This window comes from Novosphingobium barchaimii LL02, assembly GCF_001046635.1.
Classification (GTDB): Bacteria; Pseudomonadota; Alphaproteobacteria; order Sphingomonadales; family Sphingomonadaceae; genus Novosphingobium; species Novosphingobium barchaimii.
In genome coordinates, this window is sequence record NZ_KQ130452.1 from 495559 (window position 1) to 521499 (window position 25941).

Consider the following 25941-nt stretch of genomic DNA (forward strand, 5'->3'; position numbering starts at 1 on the left):
ATGAACGCAACCAGGGAATCCGCCCCGAAGCTGGCCGACCTCGTCCGTTCGGGAGACGAGCAGGCGGAGGCTATTGCCGTCACCGATTTCATCTTCCAGGCCAACGACATCTCCAACGCCTATCTCGTCACCACCGGCGAGGGCGACGTGATGATCAACACCGGCTTCATGGATAACGCCGAGCGTACACGGCGACTGCTGGCCCCGCACCGCAAGGGGCCGCTGGCCTTCGTGATAATCACGCAAAGCCACGCCGATCATTACGGCGGCCTGCCCGAATTCGTGGAAGAGGGCACGCAGGTCATCGGCGGTCCCGGCTTCAACGAAGCGCTGGCGGACATGAACGGGCTGCAATCGTTCTTCGGGCCCAGGAGCAGGAAGCTCTGGGGTTCCACCCTGAAGCGCGGCTCCGCGCCCAAGGCGCCGCCGCATGTCGAGCCGGATATCCTCGTCGAGCGCCGCCTGACGGTGGAGGTGGGGGATCGTACCTTCGAGCTGATCTCCACCCCTGAAGGCGAAACGGTCGATGCGCTTACCGTGTGGATGCCGAAGGAGAAAATCGCCTTTACCGGCAATGTCTTCGGGCCGGTGTGGCTTTCGATGCCGTTTCTCAACACCCTGCGCGGCGACAAGCCGCGACTGGTGCGCAATTACCTGAAGTCGCTGGAGATGGTGCGTGCGCTCGGAGCCGAGATCGTCGTTACCGGCCACGGCGAGGCGATCCGGGGCAAGGAGCGCATCCGCGCCGACCTCGACAAGCTGCACGCCGCCGTCAGCCATGTGCGCGACTTTACGCTGGAAGGCATGAAGGCGGGCAAGGACGTGCACACCCTGATGCGCGAATTCGCGTGGCCGGAAGGGCTGCAGATCGGCGAATTCCACGGCAAGGGCAGCTGGGCGGTCAAGTCCATCTGGCGCGAATATGCGGGCTGGCTGCACTACGAGGACGGCACCACGGCGCTTTACGGCGTGCCGCGCAGCAGCGTCGATGCCGACCTCGCCGAGCTGGCGGGCGGCGCGGCGAAACTGGCCCAGCGCGCGCAGGCAAAGCTGGACGGCGGCGCGGCGCTGGAGGCGGTTCACCTGACCGACATCGCCCTCAATGCGGAGCCGGACAACGCGGAGGCGCTCAAGGTCCGCAAGGCCGCGCATGAAGCGCTGCTTGCGGCCAGCGGGGGCAAGAACCTCTCGGAGACGATGTGGCTGCGTTCCGAGATCGCCGCCATGGAGGCAAAGCTGGCGGAATGAATGTGCCCCGCCGCGGACATCGTCTGGGGGATGGTTCGGCAAACAACCCGCTGAGGCTCCCATCGGGTTGTGAGTGCCATCTATAGTCGGTGCAACGATACGAATGGGAGCGGATTGAATGAGCACGCCCGATATTCTGGACCTTGGCGGGCAGGTCGCCGTCGTCACCGGCGCGGGACAGAACGCGGGGCGCGGTATCGCGCTCGAACTGGCGCGGCACAATGCCGGGGGCATTGCCGTCAACGACTTCGTGCCCGAGCGGGCCGAGGCGGTGGCCGAGGAAATCCGGGCGACTGGCGTTCCCGCGCTGGCGGTGCCGTTCGACGTGGGCGATCTCGATGCGATCAAGGCGGCGAACGCGGCGATCACGGACAAGCTGGGGGCCGCGACGATCCTGGTGAACAACGCGGGCATGGCCGGGCCGGGCGGTTCGCTGCGTCGGGCGCTGAACTTCTGGGAAGAAGATCCGGCCGCCTGGGACCGTTACCTGCGCACCAATCTATACGGCGTCTACAATGCCTGCTTCGCCTTGATCCCGAACATGGTCGCGGCCAGGCGCGGGCGGATCGTCACCATCGTGTCGGATTCCGGCCGCGTGGGCGAGCCGAAGCTGGCGGTCTACGCCTCGGCCAAGGCGGGCGCGCAGGGCTTTGTGCGCTCGATCGCCAAGGAATTGGGGCGCTATAATGTAACCTCGAACGCGGTGTCGCTGTCCTCGCTGATGCCTGACATGCCCGAGGAGAAGCTGGCCGAAGTGATGGCCAGCGATCACGCCAAGGCGCAGTTGGCGCATTATACCATTCGCCGTTACGGCAAGTCCGCCGATGTCGCTGGACTGGTGGCTTTCCTGTGCTCGGACGCGGCGGGATGGATCACGGGGCAGACCTATCCGCTCAACGGCGGCTATGCGCCTTCGATGTAAGGATAGCGCTGTTCTGGCACTCGATCCGGCACGGCGCCATGATCAGAATACTCAGGCCGTCACTTCGCGCGTCTCGCCGTCCAGCCACTGGCGCACCACGAGATAGCGCCCATGCAGCGCCCCGCGATCCTGAATGCCGAAGCCGAGCAGGGTGCCTTCGCAGCCTTCGGCGGCGGGGAGCCACTTCACTTGTTCCAGACCGATGCGCACACCTTCGCGCGACAGGTCGGTAGCGCGGGCGAGCCCCTCGGCGACGAGGCGGCCAAGGTCATGGCCTTTGGCGACGGCAAGTGCCTGCTGGCGCGGTGCGCCAAGCTGAGACATCTGCGCCTGCAGGGTGGTGTTCGTGTCCGAATGCATGTCGATGTAGAACCAGCCGTCGCAGTCGTGCGCGAACGTACCGTGATACCCGCGCAGGCCAGCGGTATTCATGATGTTCGGCCCTGGCCAAGCACAGGCCGAGAGCGCCTTTGCCACCGCCGGCGCGGAGACGCCAAGGCCGAGGTAGACCACGCCGTCCGGCGCGCCTTCCAGCAGAGCGTCGACCAGCGCGGCGGCATCGTCGGCCAGGGGGGACATGCCCTCCTTCGCGACGATCTCTATGCCGAGAATGCGCGCTTCGCTTTCGAGATACTTGAGGTGCCGCGTGCCGATCGGCGAGATGTCGTAGGCTATCGCGAGACGGCGGCAGCCCAGCATCGCCATGTGCCGCGCGATGACCAGTGATTCGTCTTCATGGCTGCCGACCTGATGATGGAACATGTAGCGGCCCCGCGCACGCTCGGCCCCGGCCCAGTTGATGGTGGGGATGCGCAACTGTTCGGCCAGCGGCGTAGCCACAAGGGCATTGTCGCCGATGGCCGGCCCCACAATCAGGCTGACGCCCGCGTCGGCCAGCTGGCGATAGGCGGTCTCCACCGCCTCCGCCGTGCCCGAGGGTAGGCCCAGGCCATAGGCGTGGATGAACTCCACTTCGGCGGGGAAGCGCCCCGCATCGCGCAGGACCGCGATTTCGCGCTCCAGCCAGCCGGTGACATCGCCCGGAATCGGGGTATTATCGTCCAGATCGGAGAAGTCGGCCATATCGTTGAGAACGCCGACTTTTACGCTTTCTGGCATGAATGTCCTCCGGGCGGCCTCCGGCGCGCACGATTGCCGCCGCATACCGCGCCCGCGCCTAGCAATGAGCCAGCAGGCAAAAGGATGCACGGCGGCTGCGTGAAACGCGCCGGGCGATGGAGGTCAGCCGCGCGGCCCCCTGGCGAACAGCGTCTGCGTGCAAAGTGCATAGCTGGGATCACGTTCGCCAAGGCCCAGCAGGCCGCCACCTTCGAACGGGCGGCGCAGTTTGAAGTCGTATGTCACGACGCGTTTGGAAAACCGCCAGCGGCTATCCGGGCATCGGCGGTAATTGTCGATGTAGCGCACCGCCATGAAGTCTTCCTCGCCAGGGCCGTCGCGCGCGGGGATGAGGTGGTAGGCAAGCCCATAGACCTCGCCGCTGGCCTCGTTGCCGTCCACCGCGATCAGGTGGTTGCATACGTGGTGTCCCGAGTAGGGGATGTACGGAAATGCCCGCGCGATGAAGTCGCAGTATTCCGGCGCCGGCCCATCGAAGCTGTCGCCGTGGCTGTCGGTCGCGTCCTCGGTGTACAGGTCGCGCAGCAGGGCAATGTCCTGCCGGTCGATCGCGCGGGAATAGAGCAGTACCAGCTCGCGGATCGCATCCTTGTCGATCAGTGCCTGAAGGGCCGGTTCGGAGATGGCCATTCTCGTGGTTCTTTCCCTATGCTCGGAGCCGCGCGCCGCCGCCGAAGGGGTACACCCGCTCCCCAGTCAGCGCAGTGGCGGAGCCGCTGGTGACGATCGCAACATTGCCGCCCAGTTGAAAATTCAAGGCATGGTCCGGCCTTATGTCCAGCCGTTGACCTATGTCACGGCGCGTGCGGGGGCAAACCGCCCCCGCGATCAGCGCGTCAGTTGTGCGCGGAAAGGACGCAGCGCATCTCGCCGTCCCTACCGTCGTCCTTCACCTGGCGTAGGAAGTTGGAGGAAATGCGGTGCAGCTTCAGGCCCTTGTGCTTGCCGCCGGTCATCGTCACCCGATCGCCGACGAAGAGGTAGCTGCCGCGAATGCCGCCGGCCTTGTAGCTGGAGGAATTGACGATGCGGAATTCATATTCCGGTACCAGCTTGCCCGGGGCGCCGCCGGCGTCCCCCGGCAGTTCGCAGGTGTACGTGCCGATCGGCAGGGTCGAGATCGGGCCGCCCGGAACCGGCGGCGGCGGCGGCGCACTGGCGGCGCATCCGCTGCTCGCAAGCAGCAGCGCTGCGGCGACGAGACCTGAGGGAAGGGCGAGCGGAGTCCGGCTGGCGATGCGCATCATGGCGATTGGCTAGCATCGGCGCGAAGCAATTGCCATGCTTCGCTGCCTCGTCTAAGGGCGCAGGCTTTCCAAGGGACGTATCGTCGTCGTCAACGGCAGCGGCCCGTCCCTCAAGCTCTTTCGCATCGAAGGCACGAACCATGAAGATCAGCGGCGTCGATATCCGTCCCGGCAACATCCTTGAATACGAAAAGGGCATCTGGAAGGTCGCGAAGACGCAGCACACCCAGCCCGGCAAGGGCGGTGCCTTCATGCAGGTCGAGATGAAGAACCTGATCGATGGCCGCAAGACCAACGTGCGCTTCCGCAGCGCCGACACGGTCGAGCGCGTGCGCCTCGACACCAAGGACTTCCAGTTCCTCTACGCTGAGGGCGAGGACCTGGTGTTCATGGACACTGAGAACTACGACCAGATCTCGCTCCCCGCAGACCTTCTGGGCGAGGCTGCCGCCTTCCTCCAGGACGGTATGCAGGTGAATCTCGAAATGTGGGAAGAGCGCCCGATCTCGGTGCAGCTGCCTGAGCAGGTCGAGGCCACTATCGTCGAGGCCGACGCCGTGGTGAAGGGCCAGACCGCCTCTTCCAGCTTCAAGCCGGCGATTCTCGACAATGGCGTTCGAGTGATGGTCCCGCCGCACATCGGCAGCGGAACGCGCATCATCGTCGACGTCTACGAGAAGTCCTACGTGAAGAAGGCTGACTGATGCGCGCACTTTTCCTTGCCCTTGCCGCGACCGGACTGGTTGCCGGCGGTGTTCCTGCCCTTGCCGCACCCGCCAAGAAGGCGGCTCCTGCTAATAAGTCTGCTGCTCCGGCCGCAGGCGCGCAGGCTGCCCAGTCCGAGCACGCGGTCCTTTACCTCAAGGTACTGATCAGCGCTCTGCAGTCCGATCAGGTCAAGGAAGAGGCGAAGTCCGCACTTGTCGGCTGCCTTTACGAAAACTCGCTGGGCAAGATCAGCGAAGGCGTGGACAAGGTCATCGCCGAGAACGCCGACAAGGTTCAGCGCGACAAGCCGGCGGAGGTCTTCGCGGTCCTCACGGCGGTCTGCGGCTACAAGGGTGATCCCACCCAGCCGTCTCCGGCCAGCCCGACCACCGGTCGATAATAACAGATAGGCCGGCGCCAGCGGCGCCGGACATAGGAGCGAAGTACAGTCATGGCCGCCATTTCCGGTCTCATCCGCGTCATCGAGAAGGCCGCCCGCAAGGCCGGCAGCCGTCTGCGCCGCGATTTCGGCGAAATCGAGCACTTGCAGGTCAGCCGCAAGGGCCCTGCGGACTTCGTTTCAAAGGCCGACCAGGCTTCCGAGCGCACGATCTGGGACGAACTGCGCGCCGCGCGGCCCGACTGGGGTTATCTGTTCGAGGAAGCCGGCGAGATCGAGGGCGATCCGCGTATGCCGCGCTTCATCGTCGACCCGCTCGACGGCACCACGAACTTCCTTCACGGCATCCCGCACTTCGCGATCTCGATCGCGGTGCAGGAGCCGCGGCTCGACGGTAACGGCTGGGGCGAAGTGACGGCGGGGCTGATCTACAACCCGGTCACCGACGAGAGCTACTGGGCCGAAAAAGCCCGCGGCGCCTGGCTCCAGGACCGCAGGCTGCGCGTATCCTCGCGCCGTCACCTCGACGAAAGCGTGATCGCCACCGGCATTCCCTTCGCCGGTCACGGCGACCCGGGCCAGTGGACCAAGATCTACCATGCGCTTGCCCCGCAGGTCGCCGGTATCCGCCGCTTCGGCTCGGCCGCACTGGATCTCGCCTGGGTGGCCTCGGGCCGCTACGAAGGGTTCTGGGAAGCCGATCTCAAGCCTTGGGACACGGCCGCAGGATGCCTGCTGGTACGTGAGGCCGGCGGCTTCGTATCCGACTGGAAGGGCCGCAGCGGACCTTACCACGACACCGAAATCCTCGCCGGCAACGACGTGCTGCATTCACGCCTGCACAAGCTGGTGGTGAACGCTCTCAAATAATGCGGGGCCTGAGCCGCCCGGGTTTGTCCGGACGGCCAACTCGGATTTCCAAAACGCCGTCCAGGACAAAGTCCCGGGCGGCGTTTTCAATTCGGCGTGCGATGAACTCGCTTCATCGCACCGGGAACGCCAGTCTCTGAACTGAAACGCAACCGACGCGGTAGTTTCCGCAAGCGATGCGATGACGCTGGTCCATGGAACGCCTTGACCTCCGTCACCGTGCCCCTTGTCGATGCGCCTTGGCGCTCGCCTGTGCCGCGATGCCGGTGCCCGCTATGGCAGAGCCCCCGGCAGAAGGCGGTTTCGACCTTCGCGCTGTGAGTGGAAAATCCCTGCCCGCAGCCCGGCAAACGATTCGCTCACACGCTTTAGGCGTCAATTCCGCGCCGGCCAGGCCCGAGAAAGTGAAGCTGCGGCTGACCTATCAGCCCGACGAAGACGGACCGCGCTTCGAGATCGGAACTTTGGGTTCACGCAAGGGCGTGATGAAGTCCCGTTTGCTGCATATTGCGATGGACTGGGCTTTTTGACACGGACGGGCTTGAACCGCATCGCAGGCACGTCTAAGCGTCCCCGGCTTGTCCGTGCCCCTGTGGCGGAATGGTAGACGCGAACGACTCAAAATCGTTTGTCGAAAGGCGTGCCCGTTCGAGTCGGGCCAGGGGCACCACTTTCTTCGCCGGCTAAGGCGCTTGGAAGATCGAGACGACGTACGATGCCAGCAAGGTTCCTACTGCGATGGCGGCAAGCCATTGCACGGCCGGATAGGCAGCGATGGTCCTGACCATTGCCCATGCGATGACACCGGCAAGAACGCTTCCCAGCAGCACCCCTGCGATCAGCCCCCAGGCGGAAATCGCCCATACCAGCACCAGCGCGAACACGGCGACGGGGAAGAAACCGGCAAGCGCGGCGCGCAGGCCTCTAATGACTGCTGCAAAAGAGTGTTTGCCGGCGCGCTTTGGTAGCTGAGTCGAATATCCTTCGGCCATTCATGCCTCGCGTTATCGAACGGTCAGCAAGCTAGATCGGCGTTGCGAAAAAGGCCAGCCGCTGCCGCCGAAGCGGCCTTGGAGCAGGGCCTGCCGAAACAGGCGCCGACGACGGAGTGTGCCGGGCGCCGATGCCGTTTCGCCCGATCTAGTTAGGATAAGGATGGCGTGGCCGCTCAGTTCAGCGCGGACAGCCAATCCGCGATCATTGCGCGGCCAGCCGCCACGGCGCCAGGGCCGAGCTTGTCGTGGGCATCGCGCAGTGCGTTCGGACAGCCGCCCGCTTCTATCACGGCTTCGGGCCACTGATCCATCCAGGCATCGAAGCGCGGGTCTTCCCCCATCTCGGCGTGGAACTGGAGGGCCAGCAGATTTGCGCCGCGCCGGAACGCCTGGTGTTCGTATAGCGTGCTCGATGCCAGCAGTTCCACGCCCTCGGGCCGGGTGAAAGTGTCGCCGTGCCAGTGCAGCACGGGCACGTCGCGGACATGGCGAAGGGGCCCGTCGGCGGCGTGTCTGTGCACTTCGACTGGGTGGAAACCCACTTCCTTGGCCTGGCCGGGATAGACCTTTGCGCCTAGAGCGCTTGCCATCATCTGGGCGCCGAAACAGACGCCCAGCGTCGGCCGGTCCGCCTCGAGCCGCAGGGCAAGGCGGCGCAGCTGGCAGGTGATCCAGGGATGCCGATCCTGTTCGTAGACGCCCATCGGCCCACCCATCATGATGAGCAGGTCAGGTTGGCGCAGATCGAGCATCGCGAATTCGGGGTCGGTCACGTCGATGCGCGATACAGCGTATCCCGCATCCTCGATGGGCTGGCGATAACCGGCGACCCCTTCATGGGGAACGTGGCGGATGATGAGAGCTGTCTTCACGTAAAGACCAGTCTGACACAAGTTTGCTGAACGGGCGACATCGAGCCGGGAAGGGCGCCCGATGTCGCCCAGAGCCGTTACAGGCCGAGCCGCGACCAGAAGTCGCCGGCGTTGCGGATCGCCGCGCCTCCGCCGCCGGAGGCAGGCTCGAGGCTGCCGCGCCACGAGGGATGCGTGAAGCGCGGGGTTGCCGCAGGCCGCGCACGCAGGACGGTCGAAGTGGTGCGAGGAAGGGTATCGAGCATTTCGTATCTCCTTACGGGAGGCACGAAGCCGGCGTTGTCGCCTTGGTTTCGTGCGCTTTAGCGGTTGATGACGCGGAGCAAGCTGACAGTATCAAATGCCGCGGAAACGAAAGGCGGACCCTCCGTTCAAGAAACAATCTATGCATTTGGTAGAGAATGTCCATTCAGGCGATTCTATCGACCCTGCGAGAAAAACTTGCCCGCCTGCTTTGCTCGCGCCTTACCCGCCTTCTGTGATTGCCGGGTGGGGATGCTTGACGTAGCCTGCGGTCATGCGTGTCCCTTTGCTCACTCTCGCCAGCGCCGTGATTGGCCTTTCGCTACCCGCTCGGGCGCAGAGCGTCGCTGACAGCGTTTCGCGCGACATGCCGGGGCTGATGGAGATCTACCGCGATTTCCACGCCAACCCGGAACTCAGTTTCCAGGAAGTGCGCAGCCCCGGGATCATGGCTGATGCCGCGCGCAAGGCCGGTTTCACGGTGACCGAAAAAGTTGGCAAGACCGGCATCGTCGCTGTGTTGAAGAACGGGGCAGGGCCGACCGTCCTGATCCGTGCCGACATGGACGGCCTGCCGGTAACCGAACAGACCGGCTTGCCCTTCGCGTCCACCAAGCGCGGCATATCGCTCGCCGGGGTCGAGAGCGGAATTATGCACGCCTGCGGCCACGATACACACATGACCAGCTGGATCGAGACCGCGCGCCTGCTGGCCGCGCGCAAGGGTGAATGGTCCGGCACGCTGGTGATGATCGGCCAGCCCGCCGAGGAAGCGGGCTCGGGCGCGTTGGCGATGCTGGAGGACGGCCTGTATACCCGCTTCCCCAAGCCCGACTACACGCTGGCGTTTCATGATACGCCCGAACTGCCTGCGGGCGTCGTCGGCGCGTCGAAGGGCTGGGCGCTCGCCAATGTCGACAGCGTCGACATCGTCGTGAAGGGCGTGGGCGGACACGGCGCTTATCCGCACACCACGCGCGATCCGATCGTGCTGGGCAGCGCCATCGTCATGAAGCTGCAGACGCTGGTGAGCCGTGAGACGAACCCGGTCGACCCCGTGGTGGTCACGGTCGGCTCGTTCCATTCCGGCACCCGGCACAATATCATCTCTGACGAGGCGCGCCTGCAACTTACCGTGCGCAGTTACTCGGACGAGACGCGCGAGCGGCTGCTGGACGGTATTCGGCGGGTTGCGCGCGGCGAAGCGATCGCGTCCGGTATTGCCGAAAACCAGATGCCGGTGGTGACCGTGAAGGAACCCCACACCCGCGCCACCTGGAACACGCCCGAGTTCACTGAAGAGGCCGTAGCGGATCTCAAGGTGCAGTTAGGGGGCGATAAGGTCGTGTTCACGCCGTCGGTCATGGGAGGCGAGGATTTCGGCGAATTTCGCCGCGCGGACGAGGCGCATATCAAGTCGTTGATCCTGTGGGTGGGCGGCGCGGACCCGGCGAAGCTGGCGGCGGCGAAGGCGGGCGGAGCGCCGATGCCCTCTCTTCACAGCCCGCTCTGGGCTCCGGTAGCGGACAAGGTGATCGGATCGGCCTCGCAGGCATTGACGCTGACGGCGCTGCGGCTCATGCCAAAACGGTAAGGGCGAGTGTAAGGGGCTCCGACATCGCTTCCCGTGAGCGCCCTGTCGATAGAGGGCTGGCGTTGCGAGAGTATGCTATTGCGCTGTCAAGGTAACCGACAGTTAAAGCCTTTGCACTAGGCCGTCATGCAAGGCCGGTATTCGGCCGCGAAGGATGGCGTAAGCGACGATGATTCGTCTGTTCAAACATTACATTCCGCACGCGGTCGTCCTGCTCTGGCTGGTCGACGTGCTGCTGCTGGCGATTGCCAACGAGACATCGTGGCGCCTGCGCTCCGACCAGATCGGCATCGACCCCGGCGCCCTTGTCGACAGACTGGGAGCGCATGCGGCCTTCGCGGCGGTGATCTCGCTGTCGATGATCTCGGTCGGCGTTTACGGCGGGGAGGCCTTACGCTCCAAGCGGTTCGCCGCCGCGCGCCTGCTGGTGGCGATATCGCTGGGCGTGATCGCGCTGTCCTTTGCGGATTTCCTTGTCGGCGGGCAGAACTTCTGGCGCTCTACCCTGGCCTATTCGATGGCCTTCGCGATCGTGATGCTGATCTTCAACCGCCTGATCCTGGGCGCTTTTCTGGGAACCAGTTCATTCCGCCGCCGAGTCCTTGTGCTGGGTGCCGGGGAGCGGGCACAGCGCCTGCGGGTGCTGGGCGAACGCCCCGAGAGCGGCTTTGCCATCGTCGGCTACATCACCATGAGCGAGAGCCAGCCGGTAGTCGAAGAGGCGATTTCGCGAGGGGCGATCCACAACCTCACCCGCTACGTTGAGAACCTGGGGGTCAGCGAAGTGGTGCTTGCGCTGGAAGAGCGCCGCAACGCATTGCCGCTCAAAGACCTGCTGCGGATCAAGACCGCAGGTGTCCACGTCAACGAATTCTCCAGCTTCCTCGAGCGTGAGACCGGCCGCGTCGATCTTGATACCGTCAATCCCAGCTGGCTGATCTTCTCCGACGGTTTTTCCTCCGGCCGGGCGATTTCCAGCGCCTCCAAGCGAGTCTTCGACATCGCCGTGAGCGCGCTGCTGCTGGTCGTCACCGCGCCGGTGATCCTGCTGTTCGCGCTGCTGGTGAAGATCGATAGCAAGGGCCCCGCTTTCTACCGCCAGCCGCGCGTCGGCCTGTTTGGTGAATGCTTCGACGTCGTCAAACTGCGCTCCATGCGCACTGACGCCGAAGTGGCAGGGGCGCAGTGGGCGTCCAAGGACGACCCACGCGTGACCCGCATCGGCAGGTTCATCCGCAAGGTCCGCATCGACGAACTGCCCCAGGCCTGGACAGTCCTGAAGGGCGAGATGAGCTTCGTTGGCCCGCGCCCCGAGCGCCCGGAATTCGTCGCCGATCTGGAAGAACAGCTGCGCTACTATGCGGAGCGGCACATGGTGAAGCCGGGCATCACCGGCTGGGCGCAGATCAACTATCCCTACGGCGCCTCGATCGAGGATTCGCGGCACAAGCTCGAATACGACCTATATTACGCCAAGAACTACACGCCGTTCCTCGACCTGCTCATCATCCTGCAGACGCTGCGCGTGGTGCTGTGGAGCGAGGGCGCGCGCTGATGATCGCAGGGCCTTCAGCTGTGTGGACGACCATCGGAGTAGCTTTCGACCTGACCGGCGCGATCGCGCTGGCCAGCGTGGCGATCTGGCTGGCGACCCGCCGCGACCGGTTCGGCCGCGCGGGTACGGCCGTGGTTATCGCGCTGTTCCTTACCGCCCTGTGGAGCCTTGCAAGCGCTGCGGCGACGGCCTCGCCCGCGGTGGTTTTCGCGCCGTCGCTGGTTGAAAGCGCGCGCAACCTCGCCTGGCTGCTGGTCATCTACCGGCTTTTCGCCAGCGATGGGCGCCATGCCACCCTGGCGCCCATCCGCCCGGTGATCTTCGCCCTGGCCTTCGTCGAGATACTGCATCTGGCAGTTGACTACGGCCTGTCGCGGCTGGCGATCGACAGCGACGTCCTGCGCGTGGCGTTCGATTTCAATGTGATGTTCCGCCTGCTGGTGACGGTGGGCGGGCTGGTGCTGGTTCACAACCTCTACGCAGGCGCCCCGCGCGAATCGCGCGCGGCCCTGCGCTGGCCGGCGGTGGGACTTGCCGCGCTATGGGCTTTCGACCTCAACCTTTACACGATCGCCTACCTCGCGGGCAGCTGGCCTTACGAGATCGCTGCGCTGCGCGGTATCGCCACCGGCGCACTGGCGGCCTGCATCGCCATTGCCGCCGCTGGAAACCGTGACGATCTGCGCCTTCGCCCCTCGCGCGCGGTGACGTTTCAGACGTTTTCGCTGCTTGTCATTGGCGTATACCTTGTCGGCATGGTCGCGGTGGCGCAGTGGCTGTCCTACGCGGGCGGGAACTTCGCGCGCCTGATCGAGCTGGCCTTCCTGACGCTGGCAAGCGCGCTGGCGCTGGTGGTATTGCCCTCGCGCCGGGTTCGCGGCTGGCTGAAGGTCACGCTCGCCAAGCATTTCTTCCAGCACCGCTACGACTACCGCGAGGAGTGGCTGCGCTTCACCCGCACCATCGGCAGCGGCGGCGAAGAATCCCTGCCACTGGGTGAGCGCGTGGTGCAGTCCATCGCCGACGTGTTCGAAAGCCCCGCAGGCCTGCTTCTGACCCCCGGCGACCAAGGCGAACTGACCCTTGCCGCCCGCTGGAACTGGGCGGAGATCGAGGTTCCCTCAGTCGCCATCCCGCTGCGCGGTCTCGGCCATTTCGAGCGTACCGGCTACATCTGCGATTTGGACGAAGTACGCGGCAGCGCCGCGGGCGACAGCTCCGGCAGCGAATGGGAAAACGACGTCCCGCGCTGGCTGATCGACCATCCGCGTGCCTGGGCGATGATTCCGCTGGTTCATTACGAGCGCCTTGTGGGCATGGTGGTGCTGGCCCGCCCGCAGCTGGCGCGCAAGTTCGACTGGGAGGATTTCGACCTCCTGCGCGTCATTGGCCAGCAGGTGGCGAGCTACCTGGCGGAAAATTCAAGCCAGGTGGCCTTGGCTGAATCGGCCCGTTTCGATGACTTCCACCGCCGCATCGCCTTCGTGATGCATGACATCAAGAACCTCGCCAGTCAGTTCAGCCTGCTGGCCCGCAATGCCGAGCTCCACGCCGAAAAGCCGGCCTTCCGCGCCGACATGCTGGTGACACTGCGCAATTCCTCGGACAAGCTCAACGCGCTTCTGGCGCGCCTTTCGCGCTATGGCTCGGGCGGGGTCGACAAGCTTGAGCCGGTGCCGGCGGGGGAGGTGCTTGCGGTGGTGATGGAGCGTTTTCGCGGCACGCCGCAGGTGGTGCTGGCCGAAACGCGCGTCGCCGTCATCACCGCCAACCGCCATTCGCTGGAACAGGTGCTGATGCATCTGGTCCAGAACGCCATCGATGCCAGTCGGCCGGACAGCCCGGTTTTCGTCTCGCTGTCGATAGACGGGCTCAATGCGCGTTTCGAAGTGCTGGATTCCGGTAGCGGCATGAGCGCCGACTTCGTGCGCAACCGACTGTTCAAACCCTTCGTTTCGACCAAGACCGGCGGCTTCGGCATCGGCGCTTTCGAGGCGCGTGAACTGGTAAGGGCGATGCGCGGGCGGCTCGATGTCGAATCGCGTGAAGGGCTGGGCTCGCGCTTCGTGGTCCGCCTGCCGCTCGCCGCTGCCAGCGACATCTACCAGACTCTTGCCTCCCACGACCAGAAGGTAGCGTGATGACCGATACCGCCGCCCGCCTGCCCAAGCTGCTTATCGTCGAGGATGACGCGGGCCTTCAGGCGCAGCTCAAGTGGGCCTACGAGGATTTCGAGGTATTCGTCGCCGGGGACCGAGCCAGCGCCATCGCCCTGCTGCGTTCGGAAATGCCCGACGTGGTGACGCTCGACCTCGGCCTGCCGCCAGACCCGGACGGCACCACCGAGGGTTTCGCCGTCCTTGACGAGATCATGGCGCTCAAGCCCGATACCAAGGTTGTCGTCGCATCCGGCCACGGCGCGCGGGAAAGCGCGCTGCAAGCCATCGCGCACGGCGCCTATGACTTCTACCAGAAGCCTGTCGACATCGACACCTTGGGTCTCATCGTACGCCGCGCGCTGCAGCTGCATCGGCTCGAGGAGGAAAATCGCCGCCTCGCCGGAAAGGTGGAGAAGGACGAGAAGGTCCTCGGCCGTATGATTACCGCCGCGCCCGAGATGATCCGCGTCGCCCGCACGATTGAGCGGGTGGCAAACACCAATGTTTCGGTCATGTTGCTGGGCGCCAGCGGTACCGGCAAGGAACTTCTTGCGCGGGGCCTGCATGACGCCAGCGGCCGCGCCAAGCGGGAATTCGTGGCAATCAACTGCGCCGCGATTCCCGAAAATTTGCTTGAAAGCGAACTGTTCGGCCATGAGAAGGGCGCTTTCACCGGCGCGGTGAAGACTACGCAGGGCAAGATCGAGCAGGCGGCAGGCGGCACCCTGTTTCTCGATGAAGTGGGCGACATTCCGCTCCAGCTTCAGGTCAAGCTGCTGCGCTTCCTGCAGGAGCGCGTGATCGAGCGCGTGGGCAGCCGAGAATCGATTCCTGTCGACACCCGGATCGTCTGCGCGACCCACCAGGATCTGGAGGTCATGATCTCCGAAGGACGGTTCCGCGAGGACCTCTATTACCGCCTGGCCGAAATCGTCGTGCGTATTCCCAGCCTTGCCGAGCGGCCGGGTGACCCCACCTTGCTCGCGAAGGCTTTCCTCAACCGCTACGCCAAGGAAATGAACCCGCGCGTGCGCGGCTTCGCCGCCGACGGCCTGGCCGCGATCGACGCCTGGGGCTGGCCCGGCAACGTGCGCGAACTGGAAAACCGGGTGAAGCGCGCGGTGATCATGGCCGATGAAAAACTGGTCAGCGCCGCCGATCTCGACCTTGCCGAACCCGACGAACAGGTGGTCAACGCGCTTAACCTCAAGACCGCGCGCGAACAGTCGGACCGTAAGGTCATCCGTCATGCCCTGGCGCGGAGCGAAGGCAACATCTCCAGCACCGCCAAGATGCTGGGGATCAGCCGCCCCACGCTTTATGACCTGCTCAAGCAGTACGATCTCCAGTCCTGAACCCGCGAGGCGCGAGGGGCGCAGGGTAGCCGGGTGGCTGGGTGTTTCAGCGCTCGTCCCTTTGCTGTGCCTTCTGGCCTTGTTTACTGGCCTGAGCGCGCAGCCCGCGCACGGCGAGCGGCCCCAGCGCGACGTGCTGGTCGAGCAGGCGGGAAAAGCCTTGGCACGCGGTGACGGCATCGACGCCGAGGCAAAGCTGAAGGCTGCGCTGGTACACGGAGCGACCGGCCCCGACATCAGCGCAATGATGGGGCAGGCGCTGATGGCGCAAGGGCGACGCGACCGCGCCCGGCCATGGCTGGCGCCGGGCCGCTTCTCGCCCGCTACCGCTGCTATCGGCTGGCGGACGCTGGGCCTGCTGGAGCGGCTGGACGGCAACCTGCCGGCGTCTGGCCGCGCCTATGACAAGGCGCTGGCGATCATCCCTAAGGACGCTTCGCTCTGGGTGGAGATCGGGCATCTGCGTTATGCGGGCGGCGAGCACCGCTTGGCTATCGATGCGGCGGAACATGCCCTCGCGCTCGATCCCGGCTCCGTGCGGGCGCTGGAATTTCGCGGGCAACTGGTGCGTGACCGCTATGGGTTGCTGGCCGCGATCCCGTGGTTCGAGCAGGCGATCATGCGCGATCCCAAGGACGTGCCGGTCCTGCTGGAATACGCCGCGACACTGGGTGAACTGGGCCATGCCACCGAATGTTTGACGGTGACGCGCAGGGTCTTGCAACTCAGCCCGAAGAACCCGCGCGCTTATTATCTTCAGGCCGCGCTGGCGGCTCGCGCCGGGGATTACGATCTGGCACGGCGTCTGCTGGTGCGCACCAAGGGCAAGCTGGATAGCCAGCCCGGCGTGCAGATGCTGCGCGGCGTGGTGGAAATCGCGGCGGGCAACTTTTCCGCCGCTGCCGAGGCGCTTGAGGCGGTGTTACAGGCACGGCCTGACAACCGACATGCGCGCGATCTGCTGGCGCGCGCCATCGGCATGGGCCGCCAGTATCGCTACGCCACTCTGAGGTTTGCCGACGATATCGCCAATGGAGAGGCATCACCTTACGTCCTGACGATGGTCGCAAGGGCCTGGGAAGCGCTTGGAGACCGGCAGCGCGCGGGCGAACTGCTCGACCGGGCTGCCCGCCCTTCAGTGGCTGCATTGCACATCCTTGGTAATGCAGGGCGCATCGGTGAAATGCTAGAGCTTGGCCAGACCGGCGCGGCGCAAGGCGCGGCCGAAGCGGCGCGCAAATCCGACCCCGGCTTTTACGACGCACAGGCGATTGCCGGCGATGTCCAGCTGGCGCTCGGCCACGGCGCCGAGGCTCAGGCGCGGTATGTCGCCGCGACTGAGATCCGCATGTCCGAAAGCCTGTTCCAGCGCCGCTTCGCCGCCTACGCCATGGCGCACGATTCGCGCGGCGGGCGCGAGCTGGTCGAGGGATACCTGCGGCAGAATCCCACCAGCCGGCCCGCGCTGCGAGCCGCCGCGCAGATGTCCATCGGGGAGGGCGATCTTGGCCGCGCCCGGGCCATTCTTTCCTGGCTGCGCGACAATGGCGGGGAAGGTGACGTGGAACTGCTCTCCGACCTGGCGATGGCGCAGGCGCAGACCGGAGATCTGGAAGCCGCACGCGGCAGCGCGCTTGCGGCGTACAGGCTGCAACGCTCCAGTCCGTTAGCGACCCAGGCTCTGGGATACAGCTATGCCATGCTGGGCAGCCAGCCCGACGAGGCGCGCGCCTTGCTGGACAAGGCGCAGGCGATTGCCGGTGATACGCCGCTGATCGCGGATGCGCGCAAGCGGTTGCGGGTAAAGGGCTGACCGGCCTCGCCGGCGGTCCCGGATCACGTCCGGGACCGCCGGCATTTATTTGGGCTGGTAGGTCTGTTCGATGCCGGGGAAGCTGCGGTCGCGCACTTCGGCGGCATAGTTCGCCGCCGCTTGCGAAACGAGCGATGCCATGTCGGCATAGCGCTTAACGAACCGGGGGACGCGCTCGAACATGCCCAGCATGTCTTCGGTAACCAGCACTTGCCCGTCGCACTGCGCCGAACCGCCAATGCCGATGCTGGGGCAGGCAATAGCCTGCGTTGCCGCAATGGCGATGGGCTCGACCACGCCTTCGATGACGATGGAGAACGCGCCCGCATCGTCGAGCGCCTTGGCATCGGCGACGATCTTCGCCGCCTCGGCATCGCTGCGGCCGCGCGCGTTGTAGCCGCCCAGCACGTTCACCGCCTGCGGGGTGAGGCCGATATGGCCCATCACCGGGATCCCGCGCTCATTGAGGAAGCGCACGGTTTCCGCCATCGCTACGCCGCCTTCGAGCTTCACGCCCGCGCAGCCGGTTTCCTTGAGCAGCCGGGCGGCGTTCTCGAATGCCTGCTGCGGCGACTGTTCATAAGTGCCGAAAGGCATATCGACGATCACCGCCGCATGATAGCTGCCGCGCACGACCGCGGCGCCGTGGGCGATCATCATTTCCAGCGTTACCGGCACGCTGGAGGGTAGCCCGTAGATCACCTGGCCCAGGCTATCGCCCACCAGCAGCAGGTCGCAGTGTTCGTCCAGAAGCTGCGCCTGCCGCGCGGTATAAGCCGTGAGCATGACGATGGGATCGGCGGTGACGCCGTCCTTCTTGCGCCGGCGGATCGCCGGGACCGTCAGGCGCTTCATCGGCGCGGGCGTGGGATTGGCGCGGCTGGTCGCGGTGTCGAGTTGGAAAGTCGTGGACATGCCCGGCTTGTAGCCTCGGCCTGCGTGCCGGGCAAACCCTCATAGAGTGAACATTCCGGTCCAACCGAGGCAATATTGTTGCGAAGCTGGGGAATCTCCGGCGGTTGGCTCTTGCCAAGCGCCTGCTTGTCGTTAGCCTCCCTCCATTCGCAAATTCGGGGGTCCACGAATGTTCGGACGCGTTAAGCCGCTCGACGCCATTTTGGCGACGGCTGAAAAGAAATCACTTCACCGGTCCCTGGGCGCGTTCCAGTTGACCATGCTTGGCATTGGCGCCGTCATCGGCACCGGCATCTTCGTTCTTACCGCCGAAGCCGCGCAGAAGGCGGGGCCGGGCATGATGTTGTCCTTCGTCATCGCCGGCTTCGTATGCGCTGTGGCAGCGCTCTGTTACGCCGAGATGGCGGCCATGGTTCCGGTCTCCGGTTCCGCCTACACCTACAGCTATGCCGTGATGGGCGAAACGGTCGCCTGGATGGTAGGCTGGGCTTTGATCCTGGAATACGCCATTGCCGCAGGCGCAGTCTCGGTCGGCTGGTCGGGCTATTTCATCGGCTGGCTCAATTCGAGTTTCAATATCGACATACCGCTTGAACTGGTGCGCGGGCCGTTCGACGGCGGCATCATCAACCTCCCCGCGATGCTCATCGCAGCCTGCGTCACCGCCCTGCTGATCAAGGGCACCAAGGAAAGCGCCACGGTCAACGCGGTGCTGGTGGGCATCAAGATTCTCGCGCTCACCTTCTTCGTCTTCCTGACGATCCCGGTGATCAAGAGCGGCCAGTTCACGCCGTTCGCGCCGCTTGGCTTTGCCGGCATATCCGGCGCCGCTGCCTCTATCTTCTTCGCCTATGTCGGCTTCGACGCGGTCTCTACCGCTGCCGAAGAGACCAAGAACCCGCAGCGTAACATGCCGATTGGCCTGATCGGCAGCCTTGCCATCTGCACGATCTTCTACATGCTGGTAGCAGCTGGCGTGATCGGTACGGTGGGCGCGCAGCCCGTCTACGGACCCGGCGGAGAAGTGCTTTCGCCCGGAACGCCGGCGCTGGCGCAGGCTTGCTCTGCGATTCATGACAATGCAGTCGTCTGCTCCAAGGAAGCGCTGGCGTGGACGCTGCGGCAGATCGACTACCCGTTCGTGGGATGGCTGGTCGGCGCGGCGGCGATCATCGCGCTGCCTTCGGTCATCCTGATGATGATGTTCGGCCAGACCCGCATCTTCTTCGTGATGAGCCGTGACGGGTTGCTGCCGGAGTTCTTCTCCAAGGTTCATCCCCGCTTCCACACCCCGCACGTCATAACGCTGCTGACCGGCGTGTTCGTGGCGATTTTCGCGGCGTTCTTCCCGGTGGGCCTGCTTGCCGACGTGTCCAACTCGGGCACGCTGTTCGCCTTCGCCGCCGTGTCGATCGCGGTGATGGTGCTGCGCCGCACCGATCCCACGCGCAAGCGTCCGTTCCGCACACCTGCGGTAATGTTCACGGCGCCGCTGGCGATCGTCGGCTGTATCTACCTTTTCTTCAGCCTTTCGTTCCACACGATCGCGCTGTTCGTGGGTTGGGCGATCCTGGGCCTCATCGTCTACTATGCCTACAGCCGTAGCCGCAGCCATGTCGGTCGCGGCCTCGTCGAAGTGCACGAGGTCGACACCGACGTGCCGCCGCCGGCCCTTTGACATCGCCGGGAAGCCCGGAAAGGAAGGGGGAGCGCCGATGCGCTCCCCCTTTTTTTGTCCGCAGGATATGCCGGCCTTATCCACAGGCTTAGCGGCGCTGCCGTCAGAGCGAACCGCATGATGCGACGCTAACCGACGCTTAACTCCATGGTGAGACACTCCAGAAGAATCTACCGAGGTACAATGCCATGGCTTTCGTGAAGGCCCTGATACCGGGAGCGCTGCTGACCTGGATCGTTTCGGGCGTATTGGGTTCCAACGGATCGCGCGGCGGAATGCTGGCGATCGAGCATGTCAGTTTGCAGGGACACGGGTTCCATTGGTCCTGGTCGCTGTTCCTGGCCGCAACCGGTCTGGCCTGGGCAATTTTTGCGATGCTGGATTCCTGAAACGAATTCCGGTGCCGCGGCTTGTTCTTGCATGGCCTTTCCCCCGCTTGACCGCATCGTCCTCACAATTCTGCTTGCGGGGTGCCTGTTTGTCGCTGGCCGGGCATGGCTGCGCGACCATCCCCAATACGACCCCTGGACGCCCCTGACGCTTGATGCCGCTCCGGGCTGGGCCACGGAGCGCAAGCTGGCCGCGCTACGCGGTGACAGGGCGCAGTGCCGCGCTTTCCTGCAACGGAGCGGTATCGAGGCCTTGGCGCTGGCTCCAACGGGCGAGGGGGCGTGCCGCAGGGATGATCGCAAGGCTCTTGCTGCTCCGGCCCACCTTGACGTCGCACTGCGACCAACGGGCGCTCAGGCGACTTGCAGTATCGATGCGGGACTGGCGTGGTGGCTGCGCCAGGGCGTCCAGCCAGCCGCGCAGGAAATCTTCGGACAGGCGGTGGTGCGGATCGAGCATCTGGGCACAGCCAACTGCCGCCGGATCGGCGGCGGCGACGAAGGCAACTGGAGCGAACATGCGCGCGGGAATGCGATCGACATATCCGCTTTCGTGCTGGCCGACGGGCAGCGGGTGACGGTGTTGCGCGACTGGAAAGCCTCAGGAGCTTCGGGCGAAGAAGCGGCCGCTTTCCTTCACATGGTGCGTGACAGTGCCTGCACGAGCTTTTCGACGGTGTTATCGCCCGATTACAACGCAGCGCACGCGGATCATCTGCATCTGGATCAGGCACGCCGTACAGGTGGCTGGAGCGCCTGCAGATAAATGTTGTGTTGAAGAATTTGCGACGGCAAATAACGAGGTGAAAATGGTGACCCCTACGAGAATCGAACTCGTGCTTCAGCCGTGAGAGGGCCGCGTCCTAACCGCTAGACGAAGGGGCCATGAGCCATTTTCGGTTTACCACACCATCCATAAGAATGGTGACCCCTACGGGAATCGAACCCGTGCTTCAGCCGTGAAAGGGCCGCGTCCTAACCGCTAGACGAAGGGGCCATACCGGGTTGCGCCGGAGGCAGGACCGGCCCTCTACCGGGGGTCGGTAGAGTGGTCAATCCCTAGTTTGAGAAAAAATTCACATCGTCTTTTCAATCGCAGAAAGCAGCGTCGTCGAGGTGCAACTCCGCCTGAGGGCGGCTCCCCCAATCGTCGATCTTGGCGCGGCCTGCCAGCCACAGACGGCGCCCTTGTGACGCATGGAGGAGGGCCTGGCCCATCTCGCTTTCGGCCGAGCGGAACGCCATGGCCTTGAAACGGCCACCGTCCGGGCCGGAGACGATCAGCCGCAAGTGGTCAGCCCCCACCACATCGGCTTTCACGATGCGCACAGGGCCCACCGCAACGCGCGGGCCGGGCCAACCCATGCCGTAAGGGCCGGCGCTTTCCAGCGTTTCGATGAGCGACGGGGTCAGCCCGCCGGGATTGAGCGCAAGGTCAAGCAGCATAGACTGGCTGGTACTGGCGCGCGAGACATCTGCGGCCAGCCGCTCGTCCAGCCAGTCCGAGAGGGCATCGAGCTTGCCGGGAGCGATCGTCAGACCGGCGGCCATGGCGTGGCCGCCGCCGGCGATGAGCAGGCCCATCTCGCGCGCGGCGATGATAGCGGCGCCCAGGTCCACGCCCGAGATCGAGCGGCCCGATCCCTTGCCGTTGCCGGCCTCGTCCGCGCCCATCGCGATGACGAGCGTGGGCTTGCCGGTCTTTTCCTTGATGCGGCCCGCGACGATGCCGATCACGCCCGGATGCCAGCCTTCGCCGGCCACGACGATCACCGATCGGTTGTGCTGGCGGTCCAGCTGCATCTCGGCCATTTCCTGCACCGCCTGCTCGATGCCCCGGCGTTCGTCATTGAGGCGGGAGAGTTGAGCGGCGATGTCCTTGGCCTCGTCGGCGTCGGTGGAGGTCAGCAGACGCACGCCAAGCGTCGATTCGCCCACGCGCCCGCCCGCATTGATACGTGGGCCCAGCGCAAAGCCCAGATCGCTGCACGAAGGCGCACGGCCAAGGCGGCTGGCATCGATCAGGGCTGACATGCCGATGTTGTCGCGCTTGGCCATGACCTTGAGGCCCTGCGCCACGAACGCGCGGTTGAGGCCGTGCAGCGCGGCGACGTCCGCGACCGTGCCCAGCGCCACGAGGTCGAGCAGGGCGAACAGGTCCGGCTCGCGGCGGTTTGCGAAGAAGCCGCGCCCGCGCAAGGTGCGCACGGTCGCCACCGCGAGAAGGAAGGCGACACCGACCGCCGCGAGGTGGCCGTGGGATGCCGCCAGCTCGTCCTCGTCGAGACGGTTGGGATTGACCAGCGCGGCGGCGCGGGGGAGCTGGGGCGAGCACTTGTGATGGTCGACCACGATCACATCGACGCCGGCCTGGTGAGCCATTTCCAGTGCCTCGAACGCCATCGCACCGCAGTCCACCGTGACGATGAGGCTTGACCCTTCGCCCGCGATACGCACCAGCGCCTCGCCTGAGGGACCGTAGCCTTCGAGGAGGCGGTCGGGGATGTAGTAGCGCCCCTCCTGCCCCAGATCGCGCAGGAGCAGCAGGAGCAGGGCGGCGCTGGTGGCCCCGTCGACATCGTAGTCGCCGTAGACGGTGACCGTCTCACCGGCCATCACCGCCTGGGTAAGGCGGTCGGCGGCGGCGTCCATGTCGCGAAAAGCGGACGGGTTGGGCAGGAAGGCGCGCAAGGAGGGATTGCGATGACGCGCCAGATCGTCACGCGCGACGCCGCGGGAAAGCAGGAGCTGGGTGACGATATCGTCCTCCAACCCGCCGGGACCGTCACTCAGGTCCATGTTGCCACCGCGCCAGCGCCAGGCCTTGCCTGTCAGCGAGCGATCGATTCCGAAAACGGAAGCAGATCGTGATTCCATGGCCCGCGTTACTCTACGTGGCCCCCCGCGTGAAGGGCCGTAGCCGGCGCGCTCCCCGCATTTCGCAGCCGATCCAGAGCTGATTTCATGTCGGCCAAGGTGGCATGCCGGGTGCTATCGGTGGCATGATGGGCGCAGACAACAAGGACTGCTGATTCTTTGCTCGCGATTCTCTGGCACAGCCGTACCGGCGCCGCGCGCGCCATGGCCGAGGCGATCCACGCCGGAGCGGGCGATCACGCGCGGCTGATCGCGGCAGACCACGTCGTACCTGACGATCTGCTGGCGGCTGGCGGCTATGTCTTCGTCTGCCCGGAGAATCTTGGCTCGATGACCGGCATGATGAAAGAGATGTTCGACCAGTGTTATTATCCGCTGCTTGGCCGCATCGAAGGACGTCCTTATGCGACGGCCATTGCCGCGGGATCGGACGGGCGCGGCGCGCAGGCCCAGATCGACCGGATCGTTACTGGCTGGCGGCTGCGACGCGTGACGGAACCGCTTATCGTCAATCTGGGCGCGCAGGAGCCCGCCGCGATACTGGCGCAAAAACACGTCTCGCAAGAAAAGCTGCAGGACTGCATGGACATGGGTGCGGGGCTGGCAGAGGGGCTTGCGCTCGGCATATTCTGACGGGCAAGTCTCAGTGGTAAAGGGACTCGACGCCGCGCCGCGAATGGTGCCTATTCGGGCGCAAGAGACACTAAAGCTGGAGCATACGGCGTTGCCCAATACCTTTCAGCAGAGCGGCGCTGGGCAACTGGCCGATGCCGGAGGCGAAGGCCTGTCGCTGCTGTTCCGAGCCGGGACAAGGCCCGGAGCGCAAGACATTGCGCGGGTCATCGAATCCTCGCAGGCAGCAGGGGCGTTGGCCCGGGTCAGCCATATGCCCGAGTCTGATGAGGGCTGGCTGGAACTTCTGGCCAACGGCCTGACGTTCGACGTGCGCGGCCTTGCCCCAGCGAGTCCGGTGCCAATTACCGCGCCCGGCTACACGTTCGGCTTTGAGTTTGAGGACGCCACGCAAGGCCTATTCGAGGCCGTCGAACTCCTGCCTTCCGGCCACATCGCCGCAGGGGGCAGGCTGCAGCCGGTACTGCGCACCATGATGGGGCTGGCGGCTGACCTTGGTCTCCATTTGCCTGTGACCGGTGTCGCGTGGGGGCCCGCACAGACCTTGATGGAGCCTCGTTACTTCTCGCGCATGGTTCTGGGCTGGCTATCGGGCGGCACTTTTCCAGCGCTTGGCTTGACCGCGCTGGTGCGCGGGACCGACGGCAGCATCGCCAGCCAGGGCCTTGCCCATTTCACCGGGCAGGAAATGCAGATCGAGGGCAGGGCAGGGGAAAGCCCCGCCGATACCGTGAAGCTTGCGATCAGGGTGGTGGACCATCTGGTGCGGCAGGGACGCATCGCGGAGCCTATGCGGATCGGGACCGGTCCCGGTGCGCTCCTGCTCGAGCCGTCGCAAGTAGGCAAGCTCGTGCTGGTCTGGAGAGAGTCTCTGTAGGTTTCCCGGGGAATTAGGGGCTGAGGTCCCACTTTTCCTCGCGCGCCGTCAATCGCAATGACCAGCCGGGCTAAGACTCCGGATGGCAACCCCAGCACGTGCAGCGACGTCAATTGCTCGGCAATGGTGCTTTTTCGCGCATGTTCTCGTGCATAGGCACTTCCCATGGGCCGGCCGCTACACCGGCGCTATCTGCTCGGCTGGCGTCGACTTCACTGAACGCGGTGCGATGGTGGCTACCAGCGGGGCGCGAGCCGTGCGTTGATGGCGCCAGGCGCCCCCTGCTTCAGCCTACGGCCGCGCTTATGCCCGTGCGGGCGCGCAGTTCGTCCTTCGCCGACTGATATTGCGCAGCCATCGTCGCCACCCGATCCGCTACCGGCTCTACAGCGTGAACTGCGGCTATTCCCTGTCCGGCGCCCCAGATGTCCTTCCACGCCTTGGCGTCCATGTTGCCGCCGGATGCGAAGCTCATCTGGCTCTTGTCGCCGTTTGGAAGGTTGTCGGGGTCCATACCGGCCGCGACGATCGAGGGGCGCAGGTAATTGCCATGGACCCCGGTGAAGAGGTTGGAGTTGACGATGTCGGCTGCGCCTCCCTCGACGATGGCCTGCTTGTAGGCATCGACGGCATTGGCTTCCGGCGTGGCGATCCAGGGCGTGCCGATGTAGGCGAAGTCCGCCCCCATCGCCTGCGCCGCCAGGATCGACCGGCCGCAGGCGATCGCACCCGACAGGGCCACCGGGCCATCGAACCAGGCGCGGATTTCCTGCATCAGCGCGAAGGGCGATTGCGACCCGGCATGGCCGCCAGCTCCGGCGGCGACGGCGATGAGGCCGTCAGCGCCCTTGGCAATGGCCTTGCGGGCAAAAGTATCGTCGATGACATCGTGCAATACCTTGCCGCCCCAGCCGTGGACCGCAGCGTTTACATCCTCACGCGCGCCCAGCGAAGTGATCACCAGCGGCACCTTCCACTTTTCCAGCAGCGCAAGGTCTTCCTCCAGCCGGTTGTTGGTACGGTGGACGATCAGGTTGACGGCGAAGGGCGCGCTGCATCCCTGCGTCGCTTCAGTGATCTGGTGCAGCCATTCGTCGAGCTGGCTTGCCGGCCGGGCGTTGAGCGCGGGGAAGCTTCCGACCACACCGGCGCGAACCTGCGCGATCACCAGATCCGGGTTCGATACGATGAACATGGGGGCCGCGATCACGGGAAGGCGCAGCGACTGGAACAGCGCGGGCAGGGGCATCTCGTCTCCGTTTAATCGTTCGATTAAATCGGGGCATAATCGCGTGGGCGGCGCCTGTCGAGAGAAAGCCGGCATACCGCCACGGCGTTGAGGTGGGCCGTCAGCGCAAATGGGGGTGACCTCACCGGATCGCTGAAATAGACACCACTGTCTATTAGTGGTGACCGCACCGATGCGGCACCGTATCGGAAAGAGGATCATC

Annotated in this window: 25 protein-coding genes and 3 tRNA genes; 17 read left to right on the forward strand and 11 right to left on the reverse strand. The window is 65.0% G+C overall.

Annotated features, from left to right (window positions below; translation table 11 throughout):
• Together V474_RS02575 and V474_RS02580 are read left to right on the forward strand one after the other, a co-directional pair.
• The gene (locus V474_RS02575; RefSeq protein WP_059149980.1) at positions 1–1248 is read left to right on the forward strand and encodes an MBL fold metallo-hydrolase; all 1248 of its coding nucleotides are present in this window, start codon (positions 1–3) and stop codon (positions 1246–1248) included.
• Positions 1249–1366: 118 nt separating this feature from the next.
• The gene (locus V474_RS02580) at positions 1367–2170 is read left to right on the forward strand and encodes an SDR family NAD(P)-dependent oxidoreductase (RefSeq protein ID WP_059149981.1); all 804 of its coding nucleotides are present in this window, start codon (positions 1367–1369) and stop codon (positions 2168–2170) included.
• Between the two features lie 51 nt (positions 2171–2221).
• Here V474_RS02580 and V474_RS02585 read toward each other — a convergent pair whose 3' ends face one another.
• The 3 genes from V474_RS02585 to V474_RS02595 form a co-directional block, all read right to left on the reverse strand.
• Entirely contained in the window at positions 2222–3289 is a 1068-nt protein-coding gene (locus tag V474_RS02585) for an ABC transporter substrate-binding protein (protein WP_059149982.1), read from the reverse strand.
• 123 nt (positions 3290–3412) lie between these two features.
• Positions 3413–3940, reverse strand: a complete 528-nt coding sequence (locus V474_RS02590; protein ID WP_059149983.1) for a nuclear transport factor 2 family protein — start codon at positions 3938–3940, stop codon at positions 3413–3415.
• Between the two features lie 206 nt (positions 3941–4146).
• Positions 4147–4557 (reverse strand): hypothetical protein, encoded by a 411-nt coding sequence (locus tag V474_RS02595; protein ID WP_059149984.1) that lies wholly within the window; start codon positions 4555–4557, stop codon positions 4147–4149.
• 140 nt (positions 4558–4697) lie between these two features.
• Here V474_RS02595 and efp point away from each other — a divergent pair, with 140 nt between their 5' ends.
• The 5 genes from efp (at position 4698) to V474_RS02620 (ending at position 7205) form a co-directional block, all read left to right on the forward strand.
• Entirely contained in the window at positions 4698–5261 is a 564-nt protein-coding gene (gene efp, locus V474_RS02600) for an elongation factor P (protein ID WP_043975287.1), read from the forward strand.
• The gene (locus V474_RS02605; protein WP_059149985.1) at positions 5261–5665 is read left to right on the forward strand and encodes a hypothetical protein; all 405 of its coding nucleotides are present in this window, start codon (positions 5261–5263) and stop codon (positions 5663–5665) included. Before efp ends, V474_RS02605 begins: the two co-directional genes overlap by 1 nt.
• Before the next feature lie 51 nt (positions 5666–5716).
• Entirely contained in the window at positions 5717–6535 is an 819-nt protein-coding gene (locus V474_RS02610) for an inositol monophosphatase family protein (protein ID WP_043975285.1), read from the forward strand.
• 239 nt (positions 6536–6774) lie between these two features.
• Positions 6775–7065: a hypothetical protein gene (locus V474_RS02615; protein WP_236710522.1), complete on the forward strand. Its 291-nt coding sequence runs from the start codon at positions 6775–6777 to the stop codon at positions 7063–7065.
• A gap of 56 nt (positions 7066–7121) precedes the next feature.
• A tRNA-Leu gene (locus V474_RS02620) sits at positions 7122–7205 on the forward strand.
• A gap of 13 nt (positions 7206–7218) precedes the next feature.
• Here the strand turns inward: V474_RS02620 and V474_RS02625 are convergent.
• The 3 genes from V474_RS02625 to V474_RS26050 all read right to left on the reverse strand — a co-directional run bounded on the left by V474_RS02625 (position 7219) and on the right by V474_RS26050 (position 8647).
• Complete coding sequence (locus tag V474_RS02625; RefSeq protein WP_059149987.1) at positions 7219–7527, reverse strand: hypothetical protein; 309 nt, start codon at positions 7525–7527, stop codon at positions 7219–7221.
• Positions 7528–7703: 176 nt separating this feature from the next.
• Positions 7704–8402 carry a glutamine amidotransferase gene (locus tag V474_RS02630; protein ID WP_059149988.1) on the reverse strand — a complete coding sequence of 233 codons (699 nt, stop codon included), beginning with the start codon at positions 8400–8402 and terminating at the stop codon, positions 7704–7706.
• A gap of 77 nt (positions 8403–8479) precedes the next feature.
• Entirely contained in the window at positions 8480–8647 is a 168-nt protein-coding gene (locus V474_RS26050) for a hypothetical protein (protein ID WP_169794996.1), read from the reverse strand.
• Between the two features lie 272 nt (positions 8648–8919).
• On the opposite strand from V474_RS26050, the gene V474_RS02635 reads away from it, so the two are divergent.
• From V474_RS02635 to V474_RS02655, 5 genes are all read left to right on the forward strand, one after another.
• The gene (locus tag V474_RS02635; protein ID WP_059149989.1) at positions 8920–10239 is read left to right on the forward strand and encodes an amidohydrolase; all 1320 of its coding nucleotides are present in this window, start codon (positions 8920–8922) and stop codon (positions 10237–10239) included.
• Between the two features lie 169 nt (positions 10240–10408).
• The gene (locus V474_RS02640) at positions 10409–11794 is read left to right on the forward strand and encodes a TIGR03013 family XrtA/PEP-CTERM system glycosyltransferase (RefSeq protein WP_059149990.1); all 1386 of its coding nucleotides are present in this window, start codon (positions 10409–10411) and stop codon (positions 11792–11794) included.
• Complete coding sequence (prsK, locus tag V474_RS02645) at positions 11794–13935, forward strand: XrtA/PEP-CTERM system histidine kinase PrsK (RefSeq protein ID WP_059149991.1); 2142 nt, start codon at positions 11794–11796, stop codon at positions 13933–13935. The genes V474_RS02640 and prsK overlap by 1 nt, the downstream gene beginning before the upstream one ends.
• The gene (gene prsR / locus V474_RS02650; RefSeq protein WP_059149992.1) at positions 13935–15308 is read left to right on the forward strand and encodes a PEP-CTERM-box response regulator transcription factor; all 1374 of its coding nucleotides are present in this window, start codon (positions 13935–13937) and stop codon (positions 15306–15308) included. The genes prsK and prsR overlap by 1 nt, the downstream gene beginning before the upstream one ends.
• Before the next feature lie 79 nt (positions 15309–15387).
• Positions 15388–17121 (forward strand): tetratricopeptide repeat protein, encoded by a 1734-nt coding sequence (locus tag V474_RS02655; protein ID WP_236710525.1) that lies wholly within the window; start codon positions 15388–15390, stop codon positions 17119–17121.
• 45 nt (positions 17122–17166) lie between these two features.
• Here the strand turns inward: V474_RS02655 and panB are convergent, their stop codons facing one another.
• The gene (gene panB / locus V474_RS02660) at positions 17167–18036 is read right to left on the reverse strand and encodes a 3-methyl-2-oxobutanoate hydroxymethyltransferase (RefSeq protein ID WP_059149993.1); all 870 of its coding nucleotides are present in this window, start codon (positions 18034–18036) and stop codon (positions 17167–17169) included.
• A 169-nt stretch (positions 18037–18205) separates the two neighbouring features.
• Here panB and V474_RS02665 point away from each other — a divergent pair, with 169 nt between their 5' ends.
• From V474_RS02665 to V474_RS02675, 3 genes are all read left to right on the forward strand, one after another.
• Positions 18206–19714: an amino acid permease gene (locus V474_RS02665; RefSeq protein WP_059149994.1), complete on the forward strand. Its 1509-nt coding sequence runs from the start codon at positions 18206–18208 to the stop codon at positions 19712–19714.
• A 188-nt stretch (positions 19715–19902) separates the two neighbouring features.
• Complete coding sequence (locus V474_RS02670; protein WP_059149995.1) at positions 19903–20103, forward strand: hypothetical protein; 201 nt, start codon at positions 19903–19905, stop codon at positions 20101–20103.
• Between the two features lie 31 nt (positions 20104–20134).
• The gene (locus V474_RS02675) at positions 20135–20869 is read left to right on the forward strand and encodes an extensin-like domain-containing protein (RefSeq protein WP_059149996.1); all 735 of its coding nucleotides are present in this window, start codon (positions 20135–20137) and stop codon (positions 20867–20869) included.
• A 44-nt stretch (positions 20870–20913) separates the two neighbouring features.
• Here V474_RS02675 and V474_RS02680 read toward each other — a convergent pair.
• From V474_RS02680 to recJ, 3 genes are all read right to left on the reverse strand, one after another.
• Positions 20914–20988: transfer RNA gene (locus V474_RS02680), tRNA-Glu, on the reverse strand.
• Between the two features lie 37 nt (positions 20989–21025).
• Positions 21026–21100: transfer RNA gene (locus V474_RS02685), tRNA-Glu, on the reverse strand.
• 92 nt (positions 21101–21192) lie between these two features.
• Complete coding sequence (gene recJ / locus V474_RS02690) at positions 21193–22980, reverse strand: single-stranded-DNA-specific exonuclease RecJ (RefSeq protein WP_059149997.1); 1788 nt, start codon at positions 22978–22980, stop codon at positions 21193–21195.
• A gap of 204 nt (positions 22981–23184) precedes the next feature.
• On the opposite strand from recJ, the gene V474_RS02695 reads away from it, so the two are divergent.
• Together V474_RS02695 and V474_RS02700 are read left to right on the forward strand one after the other, a co-directional pair.
• Positions 23185–23613 carry an NAD(P)H-dependent oxidoreductase gene (locus V474_RS02695; protein WP_059150741.1) on the forward strand — a complete coding sequence of 143 codons (429 nt, stop codon included), beginning with the start codon at positions 23185–23187 and terminating at the stop codon, positions 23611–23613.
• 91 nt (positions 23614–23704) lie between these two features.
• The gene (locus V474_RS02700; RefSeq protein ID WP_059150742.1) at positions 23705–24490 is read left to right on the forward strand and encodes a hypothetical protein; all 786 of its coding nucleotides are present in this window, start codon (positions 23705–23707) and stop codon (positions 24488–24490) included.
• A 286-nt stretch (positions 24491–24776) separates the two neighbouring features.
• Here the strand turns inward: V474_RS02700 and V474_RS02705 are convergent, their stop codons facing one another.
• Positions 24777–25739, reverse strand: a complete 963-nt coding sequence (locus V474_RS02705) for an NAD(P)H-dependent flavin oxidoreductase (protein ID WP_059149998.1) — start codon at positions 25737–25739, stop codon at positions 24777–24779.
• Positions 25740–25941: the final 202 nt, after the last annotated feature.

Coding starts and splice junctions, on each gene's coding strand:
- V474_RS02575 (WP_059149980.1), top strand. CDS start 1: ATGAACGCAACCAGGGAATCCGCCCCGAAGCTGGCCGACCTCGTCCGT.
- V474_RS02580 (WP_059149981.1), top strand. CDS start 1,367: ATGAGCACGCCCGATATTCTGGACCTTGGCGGGCAGGTCGCCGTCGTC.
- V474_RS02585 (WP_059149982.1), bottom strand. CDS start 3,289: ATGCCAGAAAGCGTAAAAGTCGGCGTTCTCAACGATATGGCCGACTTC.
- V474_RS02590 (WP_059149983.1), bottom strand. CDS start 3,940: ATGGCCATCTCCGAACCGGCCCTTCAGGCACTGATCGACAAGGATGCG.
- V474_RS02595 (WP_059149984.1), bottom strand. CDS start 4,557: ATGATGCGCATCGCCAGCCGGACTCCGCTCGCCCTTCCCTCAGGTCTC.
- efp (WP_043975287.1), top strand. CDS start 4,698: ATGAAGATCAGCGGCGTCGATATCCGTCCCGGCAACATCCTTGAATAC.
- V474_RS02605 (WP_059149985.1), top strand. CDS start 5,261: ATGCGCGCACTTTTCCTTGCCCTTGCCGCGACCGGACTGGTTGCCGGC.
- V474_RS02610 (WP_043975285.1), top strand. CDS start 5,717: ATGGCCGCCATTTCCGGTCTCATCCGCGTCATCGAGAAGGCCGCCCGC.
- V474_RS02625 (WP_059149987.1), bottom strand. CDS start 7,527: ATGGCCGAAGGATATTCGACTCAGCTACCAAAGCGCGCCGGCAAACAC.
- V474_RS26050 (WP_169794996.1), bottom strand. CDS start 8,647: ATGCTCGATACCCTTCCTCGCACCACTTCGACCGTCCTGCGTGCGCGG.
- V474_RS02635 (WP_059149989.1), top strand. CDS start 8,920: ATGCGTGTCCCTTTGCTCACTCTCGCCAGCGCCGTGATTGGCCTTTCG.
- V474_RS02640 (WP_059149990.1), top strand. CDS start 10,409: ATGATTCGTCTGTTCAAACATTACATTCCGCACGCGGTCGTCCTGCTC.
- prsK (WP_059149991.1), top strand. CDS start 11,794: ATGATCGCAGGGCCTTCAGCTGTGTGGACGACCATCGGAGTAGCTTTC.
- prsR (WP_059149992.1), top strand. CDS start 13,935: ATGACCGATACCGCCGCCCGCCTGCCCAAGCTGCTTATCGTCGAGGAT.
- panB (WP_059149993.1), bottom strand. CDS start 18,036: ATGTCCACGACTTTCCAACTCGACACCGCGACCAGCCGCGCCAATCCC.
- V474_RS02665 (WP_059149994.1), top strand. CDS start 18,206: ATGTTCGGACGCGTTAAGCCGCTCGACGCCATTTTGGCGACGGCTGAA.
- V474_RS02670 (WP_059149995.1), top strand. CDS start 19,903: ATGGCTTTCGTGAAGGCCCTGATACCGGGAGCGCTGCTGACCTGGATC.
- V474_RS02675 (WP_059149996.1), top strand. CDS start 20,135: ATGGCCTTTCCCCCGCTTGACCGCATCGTCCTCACAATTCTGCTTGCG.
- recJ (WP_059149997.1), bottom strand. CDS start 22,980: ATGGAATCACGATCTGCTTCCGTTTTCGGAATCGATCGCTCGCTGACA.
- V474_RS02695 (WP_059150741.1), top strand. CDS start 23,185: ATGGCCGAGGCGATCCACGCCGGAGCGGGCGATCACGCGCGGCTGATC.
- V474_RS02705 (WP_059149998.1), bottom strand. CDS start 25,739: ATGCCCCTGCCCGCGCTGTTCCAGTCGCTGCGCCTTCCCGTGATCGCG.